Here is a 20,409-nt window from a genome sequence, read left to right as displayed (position 1 = left end):
TTTAAATCTTCCTTATCTTTTCGTTTTGTTTTTGTCTTTGACATTTAGCCCATAGGCACTTAGCCTAGCATACGAAAAGGGAAATTATGACTTTTATAAATTTATTTCAAACCACGCTAAAAATTAGCACTCATTCAACTCTTCAAGGAGTTAAAAATGGGTAAAAAACAAATTCATTTTAACGCTTTTGAGATGAACTGCATTACGCATTTAAGTCCTGGGCTTTGGAGGTATCCTGGAGATGAGGCGTTAAGATATAAAGATATAGAGTATTGGCAAAATATAGCCAAAATCGCAGAAAAAGGATTATTTGATGCTATTTTTATAGCTGATGTTTTGGGGGTGTATGATGTGTATAATTCAAATAACCAAGCCGCATTAAGAGGAGCGGTGCAAACGCCTGTAAATGATCCTATACAACTTGCAGCTATCGGTGCGGCCGTAACGCAAAATTTAGGCTTTGGTATCACAGCTGGAGTGCCATTTGAGCAGCCATTTCCATTTGCTAGAAGGCTTAGCACACTAGATCACCTAACAAAAGGGCGAGTAGGCTGGAATATCGTAACAGGCTATCTACCAAGCGCTAATGCCAATATCGGTCAAAAAGAGCTACCACACGATGAGAGATATACTCAAGCTGATGAGTATATGGAGGTTGTATATAAGCTTTTAGAAGGCTCATGGGAAGATGATGCTGTAATTTTAGATAAGAATACAGGAGCTTTTGCCGACCCTAATAAAATTCACCCCATCAATCACAAAGGAAAATACTATGAAGTTCCAGGCATTCACATCTGCGAGCCTAGCATTCAAAGGACGCCTGTATTATTCCAAGCTGGAAATTCGCCTCGTGGCTTAGAATTTGCAGCTAAACATGCTGAGGCTATATTTATCGCACCAATAGCTAAAGCTTATACTAAAGACGCTGTAAAACAAGTAAGACAAGCCCTAATCAAAGCCGGTAGAAATCCATATAGTGCGAAAATTTATGTCCTAGCGACCATCATCACAGACAAAACGCAAAAATTAGCCCAAGCAAAATATAATGATCTTTTAAGCTATGTAAGTGAAGAGGGCTCTTTGGTGCTTAACTCTGGTTGGCTAGGTGAGAATTTAGGCAAATACGCTCTTGATGATCTGCTTAGCAATATCAAATCAAATGCGATGTTAGGCAAGGTTGAGGAATATGCAAATAGCAAAACAGATAATGGTAAGCAGTGGAGCCTAAGAGAGCTTATCAAAGTTGCTGGGATTGGAGCCTTGGGTCAAAAGATAGTTGGCGGAGCAAAGGAGGTTTGCGATGAGCTTGAAAAATTGGTTGAGCATTCAGACGCTGATGGGTTTAATCTAGCTTACGCCACTACGCCTGGGACTTTTGAAGATGTCGTGGAGTTTATCGTGCCTGAATTACAAAAAAGAGGCTCATATCAGCTAGAGTATCAAAGTGGTAGCTTAAGAAATAAGCTTTTTGGTAAAGGCGATAGGCTAAGTCAAGCTCACATAGGCTCAAAATACCGCTTTAATGGCGAATTTTGGGGCAAATAATAGCTAAATTTGAAGGAGAAAAAAATGCTTTATAATGATTTAAATGATGGAATTTTCATAATACACGAAAATCCCGAATGGATACCACCTTTTAAGGAGGCTTTTGAAAAAGCTGGAGTTAAATTTGGCGAAATTCTTTTGACAGATGGGGGCATTGATTTAACTAAAGCTCCACCAAAAGGGGTCTTTTGGAGTAGATTAAGCGCTTCATCACATACAAGAAATAATCTATACTCAAAAGAGTATGGTAGGGCGGTTTTAGCGTGGCTGGAGGCTTATGGTCGCCGAATTATTAATGGCTCTAGCGTACTTGAGTTTGAAGTAAGCAAGATTAAGCAATATCTAGCTTTAGAGAAATTTGGCTTTCGTGTGCCAAAGACTATAGCTGTGTTTGGTAAAAATGATTTAATAAATAGGGCTAAGGATTTACAAACCCCTTTTATCACAAAGCACAATCAAGGTGGCAAGGGGCTTGGAGTGCGTCTTTTTGAGAGTTTAGAAGAGTTTGATAGATATGTAAATTCAGATGAATTTGAGCAAGGTGCTGATGATATAACCTTACTTCAAGAGTATATCCGCTCCAAAGAGCCATTTATTACTAGAGTTGAGTTTATCGGTGGCAAATTTCACTATGCGGTCAGAGTAGATACTAGTGGCGGGGCTTTTGAGCTTTGTCCGGCTGAGGCGTGTGAGATAGAAAACAGAGCAAAATTACCTCAAATTGCTAGTGGGGCTTGCGATGTTGGCTTTGCGAATAAATTTAGCCTAAGAGAGGATATAACGCATAATTTTCCACTCGTTCAAAAGCTAGAAGAGTTCTTAAAGCTTCATAAAATCGAAGTGGCTGGGGTTGAGTTTATCGAAAATAGCAAGAATGAATTTGTAATTTATGACATAAATACAAACACGAATTACAATAAAGCTGTAGAGCAAAGCAAACGAGCAAAAAATGAGCTTGGTGCTGCTGATAGGATAGTTGAGTTTTTAGAAAGCGAATTTAAAAAGGAGATAAGATGAAATTTGGATATTGGACGCCAGTTTTTGGCTCTTGGCTAAGAAATGTCGATGATGATACAACGGCTTGCTCGTGGGAATATATCAAAAATCTAACCCTAAATGCTGAGAATTTAGGCTACTCCCTTACGCTGGTGCCAGAATTATATCTAAATGATATAAAAGGGCAAAAAGCCCCCGCTTTAGATGCTTGGGCTATTGCAAATGGCTTAGCGGCGATCACTTCAAAGATTGAAATTCTAGCCGCACTCCGCCCACAATATCATCAAGTAGCTCTTACAGCTAAGAAAATTGCCACTTTAGCCCAAATCTCAAACAATCGCTTTAGCATTAATATGGTATCAGCGTGGTGGGCTGAAGAGGCTAGACAATATGGCATAGACTTTGATAATCACGATGATAGATACGCTTTGACAGAGGAATATACTAATGTTTTGCGTGGATTTTGGAGCAATACGCCATTTAATTTTAAGGGGAAATATTTTGAATTCCAAGACTCATACAATGAGCCAAAGCCTAGCTCTTTGCCTTTAGTTTATGCTGGTGGTGAGAGCGAACAAGGCAGAGCCTCAATCACTCGCTTTGCAGATAAATACCTAATGCACGGCGGAACTCTTGAAGAGATTAGGGCTAAGATAAAGGATATGAATGAAAGAAGAGACAGAGCCAATTTAGAGCCATTTAAGGGCTTTGGAATGGCGGTTTATGTGATCTTAAGAGATAGTGAGGCAGAGGCTAAAAAGGAGCTTGAGAGAATTATCAATATAAAAAATTGGAGCGATTATGAGAATTCATATAATAATTTTACTGGTAATTCAAATTTAGATGTCGAGATCTCTAAAATGGAATATAGCGTCTCAAATCGTGGATTAAGAGCAAATTTGATAGGCACGGCTGAGCAAATCGCTGAAAAATTAAGAGCTTATGAAGAGGCTGGATTAAATCTAGTGATAATACAATGCGCTAATATGAAAGAGGAGCTTGAGAGAATAGCTAAAGAGCTTATGCCGCTACTTCGCTAAAGCCTTAATCCTTTGCTTGTTAGCAAAGGATTACTCATAATTAAACTCGAAATAATTCTTGCTTTTAAATAGCTCAAACATCTCAATAAAGCGCCTAAAATCAAATTCGCAATTGCTATAAATGCTATATTTCATCCCTAAATATGATATGGTGTGAGCGCTATCACAAAATCCAGATTTTTGATAAAATTTACTTCGGCGAATTCTTTGATCTATATCATCAGCTTTTGGGTCTAAATACTCTATTTCTAGGACTATTTGATTGAAATTTGAGTTTAGAATATCTAGAATTTTACTACCATAGCTACAGCCTTGAAACTGCGGCCAAATCGCCAAAAAAGCCAAATAGCAAAGCTCTTTATATAGATAAAGTGCTGCGTAACCTATGAATTTACCACCATCATAAAAGGCAAAAATTTTCAAATTCTCATCACTAGCCATGACTGGATCTTCTAAATTTATTGGGGCCAATAGCTCATTTTGTGGGAAAACCTCTAAATTTAGCTTTAAAATCTCCTTAAAATCATCACTATTTCTATTAATAATTTTATACTCCAAACTCACTTGCAAATCTCCTTAAAAAGCTCATTTATCGCACTCTCAAGCATATTATATACATTTTGAAAATCCTTAGCACCGCCATAATATGGATCTGGAATTTCAGCCCCATCAAGACCAAATTCCCCCATCAAAGCCAATTTACTGCCAAGATTAAGGCGTGAGATATTAGCATAATTTTGCCTATCCATAGCTATAATCAAATCAAATTTACAATCACTCCTATCAATTTGCCTACCTCTTAGCATAGATATATCTACTCCATTTTGTCTCCCAACCATTATAGAACGACTATCTGGCGGCTCTCCTATATGATAATTACTAGTTCCAGCTGAATCAATCAAAATATCCAAACCACGCTCTTTAGCTACCTTTCGCGCGATGCCTTCAGCTAACGGAGATCTGCATATATTACCAAGACAGACAAATAAAATTGATTTAACCATTAAGACCTCTTATATTTTGCTTTAAAATATCATTTATTTGATAATCTTTGCTTTAGCACTTAAATGCTCTATTTTTAATTCATAAATATTGATTTTACTTAGCAAGCCAATTGCCGCAGTATCAAAATAGTCCATATAATTTAGCGTATATTTTTTACATAATAGCTCCAAAGCTTTTATCTTTTGACTCTCATTAGTAACTTCATAAGCCTTAGTTTTGGCTATGGCACTTTGATATTCAGTAGTAAAAACCCTACTCCCAAGCTCACTAGTACTATCTTTGATACTCTCACAAAACTCATAACTAGGCGTGGGAACTCTATTTTGACTAACAGCGACTAGCTCTACGATTTTACCATCTTTATACAATCTAGCTTTTGAGCCAGTTTTTGCTCCGTGGATATAAATAATCATACCATCTCTAGCTATAGAAATAGGGATACTAAATATCTCATTATTTTCATCTACACAGCTAAGAGTCGCATACAGACACTCATAGATAATCTTCAAGGCAATCTCTTGATCTAATTCACGATCACTTCGACGCATAATTATCCTTTGATTTTCTTCTCTTTTAGATAGATCTCTAATCTCTCAGCATTTAAAATCTCATCAAATTCGCTTTTACTTCTATACTCTTTTTCTATATTAAACTCTTCTACGCTCTCAAGGAATTTTTTAAAATCAGCGTTTTTAACACTTAACTCATTCATCACAGAATAATCTAAACCTTCTTTGAATTTAGCCCTAGCTAAAATCACACTCTCATCGACATTTTGTGAGTTTAGACTGATAACTCCTATACCAAATGAAAAACTAAGACGCTTGATTAAATCCATAAGCTCTTCATCGCTCTCATCGATATCAAGCGCAACGAGATAGCCCTCATTTGCCCAGCTTGAATTACTCACAGCTTGAAAATAATACTCTCTAAAATTACCAACACTTAAATGCTTTTTTATCTCAAAAGCGTAAATTTTAATTGGGAGAAAATTAAATTTACCTATAAATTTATTTAACTCTTTTTGGTAATTTCTATACTCAAAACTCACGCCAACCATATCTGGATATAGCCATTTATCAACGCCTTTTTGGGATTTTTTGCTACTTTCGTGATAAATCGTTTTTGTATAGGCTTTAAAATTATCATTGACAAAAGCAAACCTAGTCAAAAGCTGATGTAAATCCCTTTCATTATAAAATGTTTTTGACTCTTTTATCTCACTATTTTTCTCCATTTGAGCTTCTAAATTTATAACTTGATTTTTTAGCTTTATGAGCATAGGTTTAGTAGCCACTACTTCAAAAATGCTATCTGAATTTTCTTTTATATCCATATAAATTCCAGCCCCAAAACTAGCCCACGGCGTTTTGCCATTTAAATTTAGCTCTTTAGTAAGCCCCATTTCATTGGCTATATGATACATTTTATTTGGGTTTAACGCCTCTTTTTTGCGCTCTAATATCTCCTTTGCTACCTCTATAATAGTTTTTGCCATCAATACCTAACCCCATTTTGCTTCAAAAAGTCTCTTAAATCATCATATTCAGAATTCGTAAAATACCGCCATTTGCCCTCGCCTAATTGATCTAGGCTAACCCTACCAAAGCTAACTCTCTTTAAATCCATAACCTCTAAATCAAAATAGCCAAAAAACCGCCTTAACTCTCTATTTTGCCCTTCGCTTATGATAACCTTTAACCTTGTATATCCACCGCTAAAACTGATGATTTTATACGCTAAAAAGGGTTTAAACTCCATTGAAATTTGCTTTGTTTTAGCGTGAGCTCCCTTTGTGGCATCTTTAGCGAAAAAGCCTTCACACATAGCATTTATGACTTGCTCTGTAATTTCGCCTTTGATTTTTAAATAGTATTCACGCTCTATATCACTATCCATAAGAGCCTTGGCAATCGCAGGAGCGTCAGTAAGGAGCAAAAGCCCCTCACTAGCAAAATCTAGCCGTCCGATGCTAATAAATTTAGAAAATCCCCTTGGCAAACTATCATAGATAGTCCTTCTGCCCCTATCATCTCTTTTAGTGACTAGCTCACCCTTTTGCTTGTTATACACTATGACACTAAATTCTTTTTTGAGTTTAACTAGCCTTGAGCCTATTTTTACTTTATCGCTATCTTTGACATCTGTTGATAAGTCGCTTACAACTGCGCCATTTATACTAACCTTATTAGCCTTGATAAGCTCATCAGCCTCACGCCTTGAGTAGTTTGTGTTGTGTGAAATAAATTTATTGATACGCATTACAACCCCAAACTAGTTAGATCATGGATATGCAATGCTCCGATTGGCTTTTTATCTTTTGTGATGATTAGAATTTGGATTTTATACTCTTCGATGAGTTTTAAAGCGTCGTAGGCTAGAGTGTTTTCATCTTCTAATACTTTTGGATTTTTAGTAGCAAATTTAATAGCCTTATCATTAATATCAAATTCATCGCTACTTAAAGCACGCCTTAAATCTCCATCGCTTAAAATCGCCACTAACTCCCCTTGCGAATTCGTTAACAACACGCTTCCAAGCTTGCCATGAGTCATAGAGTCTATAGCAAATTTAAGGCTAACCTCATCACTAACGATAGGTAAATTCTCTTTTCTCATTGTATCGCTAACTTTTAGATAAAGTCTCTTGCCAAGGCTCCCACCAGGATGAAACATAGCAAAATCCTCTTTTTTAAAACCCCTTAATCTCATCAAGCAAACCGCCAACGCATCGCCCAAAGCTAGAGTCAGCGTAGTAGAAACAGTCGGTGCCGCACCCAAAGGACAAGCCTCACGAAGAATATTAATATTTAAATTTACGCTACTTAAATTCGCTAAACTTGAATCGCTTTTTGATATGCCAATTATAGTGATATTACGCCTTTTAATATGCGGAAGTATAGCAAGAAGTTCGCTACTTTCGCCACTATAACTAATAGCCAAAACCACATCGCTTGTGCTTATCATACCAAGGTCGCCATGCATAGCCTCAGTCGGATGGATAAAAAAGCTAGGCGTTCCAGTACTTGCTAGGGTTGCGGCGATTTTAGCGCCTATATGGCCGCTTTTACCCACGCCAGTTACGATGAGTTTGCCAGTGCAGTTATATATCAAATTTACCGCCTTCTCAAACTCACCACCGATCAAATTCGCTTGACGCTCTAGCTCTTTGGCTTCTAAATTTAAAACTTCCCTTGCTATATCTATAATTTCCATAATCAAACTCCAAATTCTATTGCTAAAATCATAATTTCACTCCAAAATAGGGGCTAATCTCACATTAAATACACAACAGGCACAATTGTCGGATATTTCTTAAGCTTTCTAAATATATGTTTTCTGATAACTTGGCGAATTTGATTTTCTAAAGCTCTTTGGTCATTTAGCATATCATTTTTAACATTAGTTAAAAATTGCAACAATATCTCTTCAAGCTCCTTGCTTAGGCTTCTTGTGTGTCTTTCGCTTACTAAACCATAGCTAATAACCCTATTATGAATCAAGGTTTTAGCACTCTTATCAATTTGAGAAATTATAGTTACAACCCCAGCTTCAGCTAACTTTTGGCGATCGATTACGACATCATCGGCGATCTGTTTATTTATCTGATTATCGATGAAGACTTTGCCGGTTTTGACCGTTTTTACCCGTTTTATGTGTCGTTGGCAAACCTCAACTTGATCTCCATCGCTCATTAAATAGATATTTCTCTCATCGATCCCGCAGCTCATAGCAGTCTCTTTGTGCTTGAGTATGTGGTTATACTCGCCATGGACTGGAAGGAAAAATTTAGGCTTTATAAGCCTTAGCATGAGCTTTTGCTCCTCTTGGGCTGCGTGGCCGCTTACATGAATTTCGCTAAAGTCTTGATGAGCTACATTTGCTCCGCTTTTTAATAAGAAATTCAAAATCGTTGATACGCTACTTTCATTGCCAGGGATAGCTTTGGAGCTGATGATTACTTGATCACTTGGCTTGATTTTGATATATTTATGCTCATCAGTCGCCATCCTATATAGAGCACTCATTGTCTCGCCTTGACTGCCTGTTGTGACTATTAAAACCTCATTATCTGGATATTTGACAACTTCATTTGCATCGATAAAAATCTTGCGATCTAAATTCACATATCCAAGCTCGATAGCCGTCCATAGATTTCTCTCCATACTTCTACCTATGACACAAACCTTCCTTCCATGCTTGATACCACGCTCAATGGCTTGATAAACCCTATGAATATTTGAGCTAAATGTGCTCATTATCACCCTACCCTTAGCTGTGGCAAAGATAGAATCAAAGGTCTTACCCACGCTACTTTCACTCTTTGTAATTCCATCTTTATAGCTATTTGTAGAATCACTTAATAAGCATAAAACACCACGCTCTCCATAATATGCCAAACGATTTAAATCTGTTGGGTATCCATCAATTGGTGTGTGATCGATCTTAAAATCTCCTGTGTGGATTATTGTCCCAGCCTTTGTAGTGATGGCTAACGCACTTGCGTCGATTATAGAGTGCGTAATATGAATGAGCTCAAACTCAAATTCTCCAAGCTCATAGACCTTGCGTTTTTCAATCGGGCGAAAATAGCTTCTAAAAGATTTTAGCCCGTGCTCTTCAAATTTATTACTTATCATTCCCAAAGGAAGTGGTGTAGCGTAAATTGGGAATTGAAATTCCTTGAAAAAATATGGCACCGCTCCAATGTGATCTTCGTGTGCGTGAGTAATGATAATGCCTCTAATCTTATTTTTAATCTTTCTAACATAATCAAAATCTGGCACCAAAATATCCACACCATGCATACTCTCAGTCGGAAAGCTCATACCAATATCGATGATTATCGCATCGTTATTTGTCTCAAATATCGTCATATTTCCACCGATTTCACCAAGCCCTCCAAGTGGAGTTATGGTAATTTTATGCTCGGCCGAATTTAGATATTTCAAAGGCTCAAGACGCAACTCATGGCTAGCCTTATTTGCCTCGATAGCGGCTTTCATATCCTTTTGCCACTCTTCATTGCCGCTGATTTTGACTGTAGGATTGCTATTTTTACGGCGTTTTTTAGCTTTTTTGGCTTGATCTTTTGCCTCTGTGGTTGGCAGATCTGAATTTACGATAGCTTGATTAGCTTCTTTTTTTAAGTTATCTTTATGATTGCGGTATCTTCTTTTTTTACTAGGCTTCTCGCCTAGAGTTTGGGTATTCTCTTCGTTCATTTTTGGCCTCTTTAAATAGTTTTAAATACAAGGCGACACAAAGCTCATGCGGACGAATACTAAGTGGCAAATTCTCCCTAGCTAAAAAGTCTTGTATAAAACTTTTTGAGCTAAAGGTGGATAAATTCTTTAATAGAGTTTTACGCGGAGCTAAGAAAGCAGATTTTAAAAACCTTTCAAATTCTAAAGCTTCAAATCCGCCTATCAAATCCCTATCTTTGATAATTCTTATAACCGCAGAGACTACCTTAGGCTGCGGATTAAACGCAGTTGCAGGCACATCAAAAAGCAACTCCACATCGCCTTTTATTTGAGCTAGGATTGATAATGCGCTAAACTCGCTATCACCTGCCTTAGCACTAAATTTCAAGGCTACCTCTTTTTGAATCATAACAACAAGCCCCTTGCATCTGCTATCACTAAGCGCCTTTAAAATTATATTTGTCGCTACATAATATGGCAAATTCGCAACCAAAAAATAGTCTTGCCTAGCTATCTCATCCCATGATTTAAGAGCGTCGGCATTGATTATTTTTAGCTTTTGCTCTGAAATCTCACTAGCAAATTTATCTAGCAAAATCTCATAAAGCTCGCTGTCAATCTCAAAACACTCGATTTTCCCACTAAATTCTACAAGCTTTTGTGTTAAATCACCTAAGCCAGGCCCAATCTCTACAATCCTATCTAAATTATTGGGAATCGCTTTGATGATTTTAGCTTTTATACCATCATCAATTAAAAAATTTTGACCAAATTTCTTTTTTGCTTGTATCATAGTTGGCCATTTTAGCTAAATTTGACTGAATTTATAGTAAAATAAAAATAAAAAGTCGCAAAAATGAGAAATTTCGCAAAAAGAATTATACCTTGCTTAGATGTCAATAATGGAAGAGTTGTAAAAGGGGTTAATTTCGTAGGATTAAAAGACGCTGGAGATCCAATCGAAGTAGCCAAAAGATACAATGATGAAGGTGCTGATGAGTTATGCTTTTTGGATATTACTGCTAGTAGTGATGGTAGAGATACTATCGTTCATGTGGTAAAAGAGGTCGCAAAACAGCTATTTATCCCGCTTACTGTGGGTGGTGGAATTCGTAAAATAGATGATATATCCAAACTTTTAAATGTAGGTTGCGATAAAGTTAGCCTAAACTCATCAGCTGTAGATAATCCAAATTTAATATATGAAGCTGCGAAAAAATTTGGCTCTCAATGCGTTGTAGTCGCAATCGATGTCAAAAAAAATAGTAATGGTAGCTACAATGTATTTGTCCATGGTGGTAGAAAGGATACCGAGCTAGATGCGATAGAGTGGGCGAAAAAAGTTTATGATCTAGGCGCTGGAGAGATACTTCTAACATCGATGGACGCCGATGGGACAAAGGCTGGATATGACCTAGCTATAACATCAGCTATATCAAATTTAGTCCAAATACCAGTTATCGCAAGTGGTGGAGCTGGAACTATGGAGCATATCTTAAAAGCTTTTCAAGCTGGTGCTGACGCAGCTTTAGCAGCTAGTATATTTCACTATAAAGAGATTGAAATTTTAAAATTAAAAGAGTTTTTAAAAGCAAATCAAATTGGGGTTAGAATTTAAATATGGCTATAAATTCTAGCTTAAATAGCGATATTTTGATAGTTTGTGCTGGAGCGATGGAGAGCTTTGAATTTGCTAAATCAATTGGGATTGGCATGGTAGAACCAGCGATAAATTTAACCAAAATTTTGCTAAATTCAAATAGACTTCCTAAGAAAATTATATTTATAGGAAGTTGCGGATTATATGGAGATGAAAAACTGCTTGAAATTTATAAAAGCACTCAAGCTTGTAACTATGAAATAGCTGGTATAATGGGTCTTGGATACACTCCAATTGATATGAAAATAGCAAAAGTTTCACAAGAAACAAACATTATAAACTCATCAAATTTCATAACAAACTCAAAAGATATTTCTATTAAATTTAAGAATTTAGGATTTATGGCTGAGAATATGGAGGCTTATGCTATTTGGTGTGTGGCGATGAAATTTAATATTGATTTTGAGCTAATCTTATGTGCGACAAACTACTGTGATGAAAATGCCCACAATGACTTTATCAAAAACTATCCAAAAGCTAAAGTTAATATCACAAAATATCTAAAATCAGAAGGAATTATATGAAAAATTTGCTTGATTATACTCAAGATGAATTAGCAGAGTTTATCCAGCCTAAATTTAGAACAAAGCAAATTTATGAGTGGATCTATAAGAAAAACGCAAAAACATTTGATGAGATGAGTAATCTACCAAAGGATATTAAAGAGCGTTTAAAGGGCGAATTTTATCTTGAACCGCTTGAGATGATTAAAAATGAAATTAGCCTAGATGGGAGTATCAAATATCTATTTAGACTTCGTGATGGCAAGACTATAGAAAGTGTGCTACTACCGATGAAAGAGGAGCTAATAGATCAAAATGGCAAGACTCAAAGACACGCTAGATACACAATCTGCGTTAGCTCACAAGTAGGGTGTAAGATGGGGTGTAGCTTTTGTCTAACGGCAAAAGGTGGCTTTATCCGTAATCTAACTCCAGGAGAGATAGTAGGGCAAATTCTATGGATAAAAAGGGAGAATAACATACCTTACGAACGCAGAGTAAATATCGTATATATGGGTATGGGCGAACCACTTGATAATCTAAATAATGTAGCAAAAGCCATAAATATTCTAAAAGATAATGATGGCTTATCCATAGGAGCTAGGCGTCAGACCATTAGCACAAGTGGGCTAGCTAGTCAGATTAAAAAGCTTGGAGAGATGGATTTGGGTGTGCTTTTGGCTATATCTTTACACGCTGTTACAGATGAATTAAGAGAGAAGTTAATGCCAGTTAATAAAGCCTACAATATCGCCAGCGTTATGGACGCTGTGCGTGAATTTCCAATTGATATGAGAAAAAGAGTAATGTTTGAATATCTCATAATGGATAAGGTCAATGACACTCTAAGCGACGCTAAGGCTCTTGTCAAGCTACTTCATGGGATTAAGGCAAAGGTGAATTTAATACTATTTAATCCGCACGAAGGTAGCCCATATCAAAGACCAAGTATTGAAAATGTAGAGAAATTTAGAGATTATCTACAATCTCGTGGCGTTACATGCACCATTCGCCAAAGCAAGGGACTTGATATAAGTGCTGCGTGCGGACAACTAAAAGAAAGAAGCAAAGGAGAGAGTAGTGCCACTGCTTGATATAGCACAATTAGTCTTTATAACTATAGTTGTAGCCATCGGACTAATTGGAATGATATATGTGATAAAATCTGATAAATAGACTATATTGCCTTGATTTCTTAGCTGCATTTTTCGCAAATGCCTTTGATAACGGCACTTTTAACGCTCTTACCGGGCAAATTTGGTATCTCTATCTCCTCCATTTTATGGCATGTCTCACATACGAAATATGCCTTGGCATGGTCTGATAGCTCATAAAAACTCTTATGCTCTATCTCATTTTTGATAACCAAATTTTTGCTTAAAAGAATATCTAAATTTCTATAAATTGTCGTTTTATTTGCTTTGATTTTAGATAGAAATTCATCATAGCTTATAGGTCTATTTGACTGTTGTAACATCTCTACTAGCTCCACTCTAAGCGGAGTTACGGCTATATCATGATTTTGTAAAAAAGTAGAAGCTAACATTAATTCCCCTTTCTTATCCAAAATAATATCATAAAAAGAATTAAAATAAGCAAAGCTAAATTTTAATTTTAAGATGCAACTAAGTTGCATATGATATAATTTCCGCATTTTAAATTCAAAAAAGGAATATAAATGAAAAAACTAATCTCCACTTTATGTATAGGTGCGACATTTTTGTATTCAAAGCCTGTTGTTACTACTAGCATATTGCCTACAAAATATTTCGTTGAGCAAATAGCAGGCGATAGCGTAAATATCAATCATATGGTAAATCCAGGCTCTGATCCGCACATATACGAGCCACGCCCAGAGCAGATGAAAAATTTAGAAAAAAGCGATATTTTCTTTGCTGTTGGTATGGAATATGAAAATAGTTGGCTACCAAAATTTGCAAAAAACTATCCAAATTTGGATATTGTAAAAACTCAAAAAGATGTCCCAATGCTATCTAGCGTAGATCACGATCATCACGATCATCAGCATGATAATCACAAAGAGCATAAAAAGAGCTATGATGGAATTTTTGATGATAAAGATATAAAAGATAGGGATATTAGTGATTGGAATGGAGAGTATAATAGCATATATCCATATTTATTAGATGGTAGCTTTGATATTGTATTAGAGGCCAAAGCAAGCGCTCCAAATAGTAATAAAAATTTCAAAGAGTATAAAGAGTATTATAAAAAAGGCTATAAAAGCGATATAAACCGCATAGTTATAAACAATGAAAATATCAGTTTTCATACTAAAAATGGGGTAAATGAAGGAAAATATATCTATAAAGGCTATGATATACTAACATACAAAAGCGGTAAAAGGGGCGTTAGATACCAATTTGAAAATGTAGATCCAAATAGTAAAGCTCCTAAATTTATTCAATTTAGCGATCACGAAATCACTCCTACTAAAGTGTCTCACTTCCATATCTATATGGGAGATGATAGCTTTAAAAAATTGAGTTTAGAGCTAGAAAATTGGCCTACTTTTTATAAAACTAGTATGACAAAAGCAGATATAGTAGAAGATATGCTAGAGCATATAGATAGCAATTTTGATTCTCACATATGGCTTGATCCTATACTTGTTAAAATCCAAGCAAAAAATATAGCCGATGCTCTAATATCCCACTATCCAAAAAATAGAGCTTTATATGAGGAAAATTTAGCTAAATTTTATAATGAGCTTGATATGCTAGATAGCTATATAAAAGAGCAGCTAAATGGTATAAAAAATAGAAATTTCATAGTTTATCACCCATCTTGGGCGTATTTTGCTAAGAGATACAATCTTAATCAAATAGCCATAGAGACTGAAGGCAAAGAGCCTAAACCAACTCAACTAGCAAATTTGATTAAAGAGGCCAAAGAAGAAAATGCTAAAGTTATATTTGTAGCGCCACAATTTTCAAAAAAAGCGGCCAAACTCATTGCCGATGAAGTAGGAGCAAATGTCGTAGAGATAGATCCATTGGCTAAAGATTGGATAAAAAATATGAAAAATACAGCAGATGCTTTTAAAAGAAGTTTATAAGATTAATTTTGTTATAAACTATATTAAATTTATCTAAACTACTATAATTCAAATTTCATCTTGGAGCTAATATCATACTTAGCTCCTTGAAATCTAAATTTCACCCTATTTGAGTGGAGCATAAGCCTACTTGCTCCAGTTAAATTTATACGCTCATTTAGGCTCATTTTACCATCTAAAATTCTCTCTATATCACATCGCTCAAGCCCATAAATAGGATCGCCTAAAATTCTATGTTTCACATAAAACATATGAAGTCTAATCTGGTGCTGACGCCCAGTTAATGGGGCGCACTCGACTAAGGTTGTATCTGTCTTACTATCAAATTTAACTACACGAAATAGCGTCACAGCACGCTTACCCTCATCGCAAATTCGCATTCTAATCTTAATATCATCATAATCATCTGTAATATCCATTGCCCTATCTATAACAAACCAATCTTGGCTATCCATCAAGTCAAATTTACCCATAAAATCCATATAATCTTCTGGAGTAAATCTATTAAATTCGCTAGTTGATATTATGCCACTGACAATAGCTAAATAGCTTTTAAAAATCTCTCTATTTTCAAACATTCTCTTAAGCTCTCTTACTACTTCTACGCTCTTACCAACTACAATAACTCCGCTTGTCTCCCTATCTAATCTATGAGCCACGCTAGCATTTTTGCCCCATAAAGTCCAAATCTCATCACACAAACTATACTTACAATTTCTGCCATTTGGATGGGTTAAAACCCCGCTTGGTTTATCAAATACACCAAATTCATCACACTCAAAAATAGGCTTTAATCCTTTTGGCTCACACGCATAATCTATTAAAAATATATCCCCATTTGCTACACTATTTTTTTTCAAAACCAAATCATTGTTATCTATGATTCTACCGCTATCGCATAGCTTTTGAGCCTCTTTCATACTATAGCCTTGGCTTAATAGAATTTGATACGCTTTTTTACCATAAAATTCACCGATTTTCATCTTTACATAAGCCATTTATTAACCTAAATTTTATAAGATTTTTTATATAATATCGAATTTAATATAAAAATCAGCAAATAAAAGGTTCTAAATATGGTACAAAGATATGCTAGAAAAATTATGAGTGATAAGTGGAGTATGCAAGCCAAATATGATGCTTGGCTAAAAGTAGAACTCGCTGCTGTAAAAGCGTGGAATAAGCTAGGCTTCATACCAGATGATGAGTGCCAAAAAATCTGCAAAAATGCTAAATTTGATATAGCTCGTATAGATGAGATAGAAAAGACCACAAAACACGATGTAATTGCCTTTTTAACTAGCGTGAGCCAAAGCCTTGGTGATGAGAGCCGATTTGTTCACTTTGGTATGACAAGTAGCGATTGTATCGATACAGCCGTAGCACTTCAGATAAAAGATAGTATGGAGCTAATCTTAAATGATGTAAAAACCTTAATGGAAACTATCAAAAATAGAGCCTACGAGCATAAAAATACCCTAATGGTCGGCAGAAGTCATGGAATTCATGGCGAACCAATAACATTTGGCTTAGTCCTTGCTATATGGTATGATGAGATCAAAAGATCTTATGAGCTTTTAGAGCACTCAAAAAGCGTTATTAGCACCGGTATGATAAGCGGTGCGATGGGAAATTTCGCCCACGCTCCACTTGAGCTAGAAGAGTTAGTATGTCAAAATTTAGGTCTAAATCCAGCCCCAGCAAGTAATCAAGTAATCCAAAGAGATCGCTACGCTCAAGTGATATCGGCTCTAGCCATACTAGCTAGTAGTTGTGAGAAGATAGCAGTAGCCATAAGGCACTACCAAAGAACCGAAGTTTATGAGGCTGAGGAGTATTTTAGCCCAGGACAAAAGGGCTCAAGTGCTATGCCACATAAAAGAAATCCAGTCTTAAGCGAGAATGTAACCGGGCTTTGTAGGATGATCCGCAGCTACGCTATCCCAGCTATGGAAAATGTGGCCCTTTGGCATGAGCGAGATATAAGCCACTCAAGTGTAGAGAGATTTATCTTGCCTGATGCCTTTATCACGAGTGATTTTATGCTAAATAGATTAAATGGAATTTTAGCAAATTTGGTTATATATCCAGAAAATATGATGAAAAATTTAAATCTCACAGGCGGATTGGTCTTTTCTCAAAGAGTCCTTTTAGAGCTACCAAAACAAGGCGTAAGCAGAGAAGACGCATACAAAATCGTCCAAAGAAATGCTATGAAAGTTTGGGCTGATTTACAAGAGGGTAAAAAAGCTCTTAATGAAAATGGCGAGAGTCTATTTTTACAAAATTTATTAAACGATAATGAGCTAAAAGAGAAATTAGATGAAAATGCGATAAAAGCGTGTTTTGACTATGATTACTATACAAAAAATGTAGATAGAATATTTCAAAGAGTATTTAAAATTTAAAAAAAGGTATTAACGATAATATGAAAGTTATAAAAAGAAATGGTAGAACCGAAGAGCTAGATATATCTAAGATCAAAAAATACACAAGCGAAGCTGTAGATGGATTAGATAATGTAAGCTTAAGTGAGCTTGAAGTTGATGCGAAAATTCAGTTTCGTGATAATATCACAACTGAAGAGATCCAGCAAACTCTTATAAAAACTGCAGTTGATAAGATCGACATTGACCGCCCAAACTGGACATTTGTCGCAGCTAGGCTATTTTTGTATGATTTATATCACAAAGCTACTGGATTTAGCGGATATAACACTCTTCAAGACTATCTAGATAGAGCTGAAAAAGAAGGAAGAATCCTACTAGGTTTAAAGGAAAAATATGATCTTGAAGATCTAAACGCATATATAAAACCAGAGCGAGATATGCAATTTACATATCTTGGGATAAAAACCCTTTATGATAGGTATCTTATAAAAGATAAAAATGGTAAACCAATCGAGCTACCTCAGCAGATGTTTATGGCTATTGCTATGTTTTTAGCTCAAAATGAGCTTGACTCTCAAAGCTGGGCGAAAAAATTCTATGATATAATCAGCAAATTTGAAGTAATGCTAGCAACTCCAACTCTAAGCAACGCTAGAACCACAAGACATCAGCTCTCAAGTTGCTATGTCGGAAGCACTCCTGATAATATAGAGGGGATTTTTGATAGTTATAAAGAGATGGCGTTGCTTTCTAAATTTGGTGGTGGTATCGGCTGGGACTGGTGTAAGGTGCGTGCGATGGGTGGAAGCATAGATGGGCATAAAAACGCTGCTGGTGGGATAATACCATTTTTAAAAGTTACAAATGATATCGCAGTCGCAGTCGATCAGCTAGGGACTAGAAAGGGCGCGATAGCGGTTTATATCGAGCCTTGGCATATGGATGTAAGCGACTTTTTAGACCTTCGTAAAAACTCTGGCGAAGAGCGTCGCAGAGCTCATGAGTTATTTCCAGCTTTGTGGATAAATGATCTTTTTATGCAAAGGGTAGAAAATAACGAGAGATGGACGCTATTTGACCCAGCAGATACTCCTGATCTTTGCGATTTATATGGAGATGAATTTCAAAAAAAATATCTAGAGTATGAAAATAATCAAGATATAGCTAAAAGTGTAGTCCAAGCCAAAGAGCTATGGAAGAAGATTCTCACAAGCTATTTTGAGAGTGGAATGCCATTTTTATGCTTTAAAGATAGTGCAAATAGAGTTAATCCAAACTCCCATAAAGGCATAATTAGAAGCTCAAATTTATGCACTGAAATTTTTCAAAATACCGAGCCAAACTACTACCAAACCAAGGTCACATACACAGATGGAAGCTACGATCTATTTGATGAAAATATAGATATAACAGTTGATGGTGGATATACTAAAAAGGCTAAAAAGATTACTGCGTTAGATAGATTAAATAATAAAGATATATTTATAGTAGAAAAAGGATTAAAAGATGGTAAAACAGCCGTTTGTAATCTAGCTAGTATAAATTTAAGCAAAATCAACACGCCAGAAGATATAGCAAGAGTAACTCCAATAGCCATTAGAATACTTGATAATGTAATAGATCTAAATTTCTATCCACACGCTAAGGTTAAACATACAAATTTAGCCAGTCGCTCAATCGGGCTTGGGGTTATGGGCGAGGCTGAAATGCTAGCTACAAAGCAGATAAAATGGGGTAGCTACGAACACCTTGAAAAAATAGATGAAATAATGGAAAATATCAGCTACAACGCCATTTACGCTTCATCAAATTTAGCAGTAGAAAAGGGTATTTATCCAGATTTTATAGGCTCAAACTGGAGCAAAGGAATATTCCCAATAGACCTAGCAAATCCAAACGCAAAAGCCCTTGTCAATCGTGGCGGAAGTCTATTTGATGAGGGAAATTGCGACTGGGAAAAATTAAGAGAGAAGGTCAAAAAAGATGGAATAAGAAATGGCTATTTAATGGCTATAGCACCAACTTCAAGCATAAGTATATTAGTAGGAACGACCCAAACCATCGAGCCTGTGTATAAACGAAAATGGTTTGAGCAAAACTTAAGCGGTATGACCCCTTGCGTTGTGCCAAATTTAAGCCCTGAAACTTGGCAATACTACACTCCAGCATATGAGCTAGACCAAAGGCTACTTGTTAAAGCTGGTGCGATCCGCCAAAAGTGGATAGATCAAGGTCAAAGCCTAAATATATTTATGAGCCTAGATAAAGCTAGTGGAAAATATCTAAGTGAAATTTACACTCTAGCGTGGAAATTAGGGGTAAAATCCACATACTATCTAAGAAGTGAAAGCCCAGACTCAAGCCATCTTGATAATAAGCCAATTGACCGAAGTATAGAGTGTGAAGGTTGTCAGTAGATTAAGATTTTACATTAAAACTATGAGTTAAAGCTATTGCTATAGCATCAGTTATATCAAGTGGCTTTATCTCTTTATTGATCCCTAGCATCTTCTTTACCATAAAGGCTACTTGCTCTTTTGCTGCTTTGGCTTTGCCAGTTACTGCTTTTTTAATTTGAAGTGGAGTATATTCGCTAAATTCACCATGAATTTGAAGTATTTTAAGACTAAGGGCACCTCGAAACTGAGCGAGTTTTAAGACGGTTTTTGGATTATGAGCATAAAATATATCCTCAATCGCCACCGCATCAATCTTATGCGTTTTAAATATAAGATCTAGCCCTTCGCAAAGCTGGGTTATTTGGTATTGTAAGCTATCTTGCTCTATTTTTATAAGTCCAGCTTCAATTAATATCTTTTTATTGCCAATTTTCTCAATTATCGCATAGCCGCAATTGCGAGTTCCAGGGTCTATTCCTAAGATTTTCACATATATCCTTTTGAGTTATTCACATTATTCACATATAATCTAAATTCAAAATCACAATAATACCATAATAAGTCATTTTTAATTAAATTTTTAGTA

The 20,409-nt window shown here is 35.9% G+C and carries 20 protein-coding genes; 9 read left to right on the top strand and 11 right to left on the bottom strand.

Translation table 11 applies throughout. The annotated features are described in order from the left end of the window. The first annotated feature begins 156 nt into the window (after nt 1–156). Genes CSUIS19072_RS02220 through CSUIS19072_RS02210 form a run of 3 tightly spaced genes read left to right on the top strand, consistent with a single transcriptional unit; the run spans nt 157 to nt 3,581 of the window. The gene (locus CSUIS19072_RS02220) at nt 157–1,545 is read left to right on the top strand and encodes an LLM class flavin-dependent oxidoreductase (RefSeq protein WP_086292899.1); all 1,389 of its coding nucleotides are present in this window, start codon (nt 157–159) and stop codon (nt 1,543–1,545) included. A 24-nt stretch (nt 1,546–1,569) separates the two neighbouring features. Next, nucleotides 1,570–2,562, top strand: coding sequence for an ATP-grasp domain-containing protein (locus CSUIS19072_RS02215; RefSeq protein ID WP_086292901.1), 993 nt, complete (start codon nt 1,570–1,572; stop codon nt 2,560–2,562). Continuing rightward, nucleotides 2,559–3,581, top strand: a complete 1,023-nt coding sequence (locus CSUIS19072_RS02210) for an LLM class flavin-dependent oxidoreductase (RefSeq protein WP_086242400.1) — start codon at nt 2,559–2,561, stop codon at nt 3,579–3,581. The genes CSUIS19072_RS02215 and CSUIS19072_RS02210 overlap by 4 nt, the downstream gene beginning before the upstream one ends. A gap of 30 nt (nt 3,582–3,611) precedes the next feature. On the opposite strand, the gene CSUIS19072_RS02205 is transcribed toward CSUIS19072_RS02210, so the two are convergent. Genes CSUIS19072_RS02205 through rsmA form a run of 8 tightly spaced genes read right to left on the bottom strand, consistent with a single transcriptional unit; the run spans nt 3,612 to nt 10,585 of the window. After that, complete coding sequence (locus tag CSUIS19072_RS02205) at nt 3,612–4,139, bottom strand: GNAT family N-acetyltransferase (RefSeq protein ID WP_141083158.1); 528 nt, start codon at nt 4,137–4,139, stop codon at nt 3,612–3,614. 2 nt (nt 4,140–4,141) lie between these two features. After that, nucleotides 4,142–4,585, bottom strand: coding sequence for a low molecular weight protein-tyrosine-phosphatase (locus tag CSUIS19072_RS02200; protein WP_086237526.1), 444 nt, complete (start codon nt 4,583–4,585; stop codon nt 4,142–4,144). Nucleotides 4,586–4,618: 33 nt separating this feature from the next. Further along, on the bottom strand, nt 4,619–5,134 hold the full coding sequence (locus CSUIS19072_RS02195) for a pyridoxamine 5'-phosphate oxidase family protein (RefSeq protein ID WP_086292903.1): 516 nt from the start codon (nt 5,132–5,134) through the stop codon (nt 4,619–4,621). 2 nt (nt 5,135–5,136) lie between these two features. Beyond that, nucleotides 5,137–6,084 (bottom strand): HTH domain-containing protein, encoded by a 948-nt coding sequence (locus CSUIS19072_RS02190; protein WP_086292905.1) that lies wholly within the window; start codon nt 6,082–6,084, stop codon nt 5,137–5,139. After that, nucleotides 6,084–6,848, bottom strand: coding sequence for a pseudouridine synthase (locus CSUIS19072_RS02185; RefSeq protein WP_086292907.1), 765 nt, complete (start codon nt 6,846–6,848; stop codon nt 6,084–6,086). Before CSUIS19072_RS02185 ends, CSUIS19072_RS02190 begins: the two co-directional genes overlap by 1 nt. Then, nucleotides 6,848–7,804 (bottom strand): KpsF/GutQ family sugar-phosphate isomerase, encoded by a 957-nt coding sequence (locus CSUIS19072_RS02180; RefSeq protein WP_086293094.1) that lies wholly within the window; start codon nt 7,802–7,804, stop codon nt 6,848–6,850. The genes CSUIS19072_RS02185 and CSUIS19072_RS02180 overlap by 1 nt, the downstream gene beginning before the upstream one ends. 56 nt (nt 7,805–7,860) lie before the next feature. After that, nucleotides 7,861–9,810 (bottom strand): ribonuclease J, encoded by a 1,950-nt coding sequence (locus tag CSUIS19072_RS02175; RefSeq protein WP_086292909.1) that lies wholly within the window; start codon nt 9,808–9,810, stop codon nt 7,861–7,863. Then, entirely contained in the window at nt 9,770–10,585 is an 816-nt protein-coding gene (gene rsmA / locus CSUIS19072_RS02170; protein WP_086292911.1) for a 16S rRNA (adenine(1518)-N(6)/adenine(1519)-N(6))-dimethyltransferase RsmA, read from the bottom strand. The genes CSUIS19072_RS02175 and rsmA overlap by 41 nt, the downstream gene beginning before the upstream one ends. Before the next feature lie 63 nt (nt 10,586–10,648). Between rsmA and hisF the strand changes: the two genes are divergently transcribed. The 3 genes from hisF to rlmN are packed head-to-tail and all read left to right on the top strand — an operon-like array spanning nt 10,649 to nt 13,049. Continuing rightward, nucleotides 10,649–11,410, top strand: a complete 762-nt coding sequence (gene hisF / locus CSUIS19072_RS02165) for an imidazole glycerol phosphate synthase subunit HisF (protein ID WP_086292913.1) — start codon at nt 10,649–10,651, stop codon at nt 11,408–11,410. Nucleotides 11,411–11,445: 35 nt separating this feature from the next. After that, nucleotides 11,446–11,976: a phosphorylase family protein gene (locus CSUIS19072_RS02160; protein ID WP_086293096.1), complete on the top strand. Its 531-nt coding sequence runs from the start codon at nt 11,446–11,448 to the stop codon at nt 11,974–11,976. Then, nucleotides 11,973–13,049, top strand: coding sequence for a 23S rRNA (adenine(2503)-C(2))-methyltransferase RlmN (gene rlmN / locus CSUIS19072_RS02155; protein WP_086237533.1), 1,077 nt, complete (start codon nt 11,973–11,975; stop codon nt 13,047–13,049). Before CSUIS19072_RS02160 ends, rlmN begins: the two co-directional genes overlap by 4 nt. Before the next feature lie 101 nt (nt 13,050–13,150). Here rlmN and CSUIS19072_RS02150 read toward each other — a convergent pair whose 3' ends face one another. Then, nucleotides 13,151–13,501 (bottom strand): Fur family transcriptional regulator, encoded by a 351-nt coding sequence (locus CSUIS19072_RS02150; protein ID WP_086237534.1) that lies wholly within the window; start codon nt 13,499–13,501, stop codon nt 13,151–13,153. A 132-nt stretch (nt 13,502–13,633) separates the two neighbouring features. Between CSUIS19072_RS02150 and CSUIS19072_RS02145 the strand changes: the two genes are divergently transcribed. After that, nucleotides 13,634–15,034, top strand: a complete 1,401-nt coding sequence (locus CSUIS19072_RS02145; RefSeq protein ID WP_086292915.1) for a metal ABC transporter solute-binding protein, Zn/Mn family — start codon at nt 13,634–13,636, stop codon at nt 15,032–15,034. A gap of 41 nt (nt 15,035–15,075) precedes the next feature. Here CSUIS19072_RS02145 and CSUIS19072_RS02140 read toward each other — a convergent pair whose 3' ends face one another. After that, entirely contained in the window at nt 15,076–16,032 is a 957-nt protein-coding gene (locus tag CSUIS19072_RS02140; protein ID WP_086237536.1) for a pseudouridine synthase family protein, read from the bottom strand. A 78-nt stretch (nt 16,033–16,110) separates the two neighbouring features. Between CSUIS19072_RS02140 and purB the strand changes: the two genes are divergently transcribed. Further along, nucleotides 16,111–17,442, top strand: a complete 1,332-nt coding sequence (purB, locus tag CSUIS19072_RS02135; protein ID WP_086292917.1) for an adenylosuccinate lyase — start codon at nt 16,111–16,113, stop codon at nt 17,440–17,442. Nucleotides 17,443–17,462: 20 nt separating this feature from the next. After that, complete coding sequence (locus CSUIS19072_RS02130; RefSeq protein ID WP_086292919.1) at nt 17,463–19,841, top strand: ribonucleoside-diphosphate reductase subunit alpha; 2,379 nt, start codon at nt 17,463–17,465, stop codon at nt 19,839–19,841. Between the two features lies 1 nt (nt 19,842). On the opposite strand, the gene ruvC is transcribed toward CSUIS19072_RS02130, so the two are convergent. After that, the gene (gene ruvC / locus CSUIS19072_RS02125; protein WP_180381004.1) at nt 19,843–20,319 is read right to left on the bottom strand and encodes a crossover junction endodeoxyribonuclease RuvC; all 477 of its coding nucleotides are present in this window, start codon (nt 20,317–20,319) and stop codon (nt 19,843–19,845) included. Nucleotides 20,320–20,409: the final 90 nt, after the last annotated feature.

Origin of the sequence: Campylobacter sp. RM19072, assembly GCF_024723485.1 — a bacterium.
Taxonomy (GTDB): domain Bacteria; phylum Campylobacterota; class Campylobacteria; order Campylobacterales; family Campylobacteraceae; genus Campylobacter; species Campylobacter porcelli.
The sequence above is the reverse complement of the archived record's forward strand: the minus strand, read 5'-3'. Positions and strand labels throughout refer to the sequence as shown.

Bases quoted from the DNA above. Each gene is read 5' to 3' on its own strand.
- CSUIS19072_RS02185 (WP_086292907.1), bottom strand. From the start codon at position 6,848: ATGCGTATCAATAAATTTATTTCACACAACACAAACTACTCAAGGCGT.
- CSUIS19072_RS02175 (WP_086292909.1), bottom strand. From the start codon at position 9,810: ATGAACGAAGAGAATACCCAAACTCTAGGCGAGAAGCCTAGTAAAAAA.
- CSUIS19072_RS02215 (WP_086292901.1), top strand. From the start codon at position 1,570: ATGCTTTATAATGATTTAAATGATGGAATTTTCATAATACACGAAAAT.
- CSUIS19072_RS02210 (WP_086242400.1), top strand. From the start codon at position 2,559: ATGAAATTTGGATATTGGACGCCAGTTTTTGGCTCTTGGCTAAGAAAT.
- CSUIS19072_RS02200 (WP_086237526.1), bottom strand. From the start codon at position 4,585: ATGGTTAAATCAATTTTATTTGTCTGTCTTGGTAATATATGCAGATCT.
- rlmN (WP_086237533.1), top strand. From the start codon at position 11,973: ATGAAAAATTTGCTTGATTATACTCAAGATGAATTAGCAGAGTTTATC.
- CSUIS19072_RS02190 (WP_086292905.1), bottom strand. From the start codon at position 6,084: ATGGCAAAAACTATTATAGAGGTAGCAAAGGAGATATTAGAGCGCAAA.
- CSUIS19072_RS02130 (WP_086292919.1), top strand. From the start codon at position 17,463: ATGAAAGTTATAAAAAGAAATGGTAGAACCGAAGAGCTAGATATATCT.
- CSUIS19072_RS02140 (WP_086237536.1), bottom strand. From the start codon at position 16,032: ATGGCTTATGTAAAGATGAAAATCGGTGAATTTTATGGTAAAAAAGCG.
- purB (WP_086292917.1), top strand. From the start codon at position 16,111: ATGGTACAAAGATATGCTAGAAAAATTATGAGTGATAAGTGGAGTATG.
- rsmA (WP_086292911.1), bottom strand. From the start codon at position 10,585: ATGATACAAGCAAAAAAGAAATTTGGTCAAAATTTTTTAATTGATGAT.
- CSUIS19072_RS02150 (WP_086237534.1), bottom strand. From the start codon at position 13,501: ATGTTAGCTTCTACTTTTTTACAAAATCATGATATAGCCGTAACTCCG.
- hisF (WP_086292913.1), top strand. From the start codon at position 10,649: ATGAGAAATTTCGCAAAAAGAATTATACCTTGCTTAGATGTCAATAAT.
- CSUIS19072_RS02195 (WP_086292903.1), bottom strand. From the start codon at position 5,134: ATGCGTCGAAGTGATCGTGAATTAGATCAAGAGATTGCCTTGAAGATT.
- CSUIS19072_RS02220 (WP_086292899.1), top strand. From the start codon at position 157: ATGGGTAAAAAACAAATTCATTTTAACGCTTTTGAGATGAACTGCATT.
- CSUIS19072_RS02145 (WP_086292915.1), top strand. From the start codon at position 13,634: ATGAAAAAACTAATCTCCACTTTATGTATAGGTGCGACATTTTTGTAT.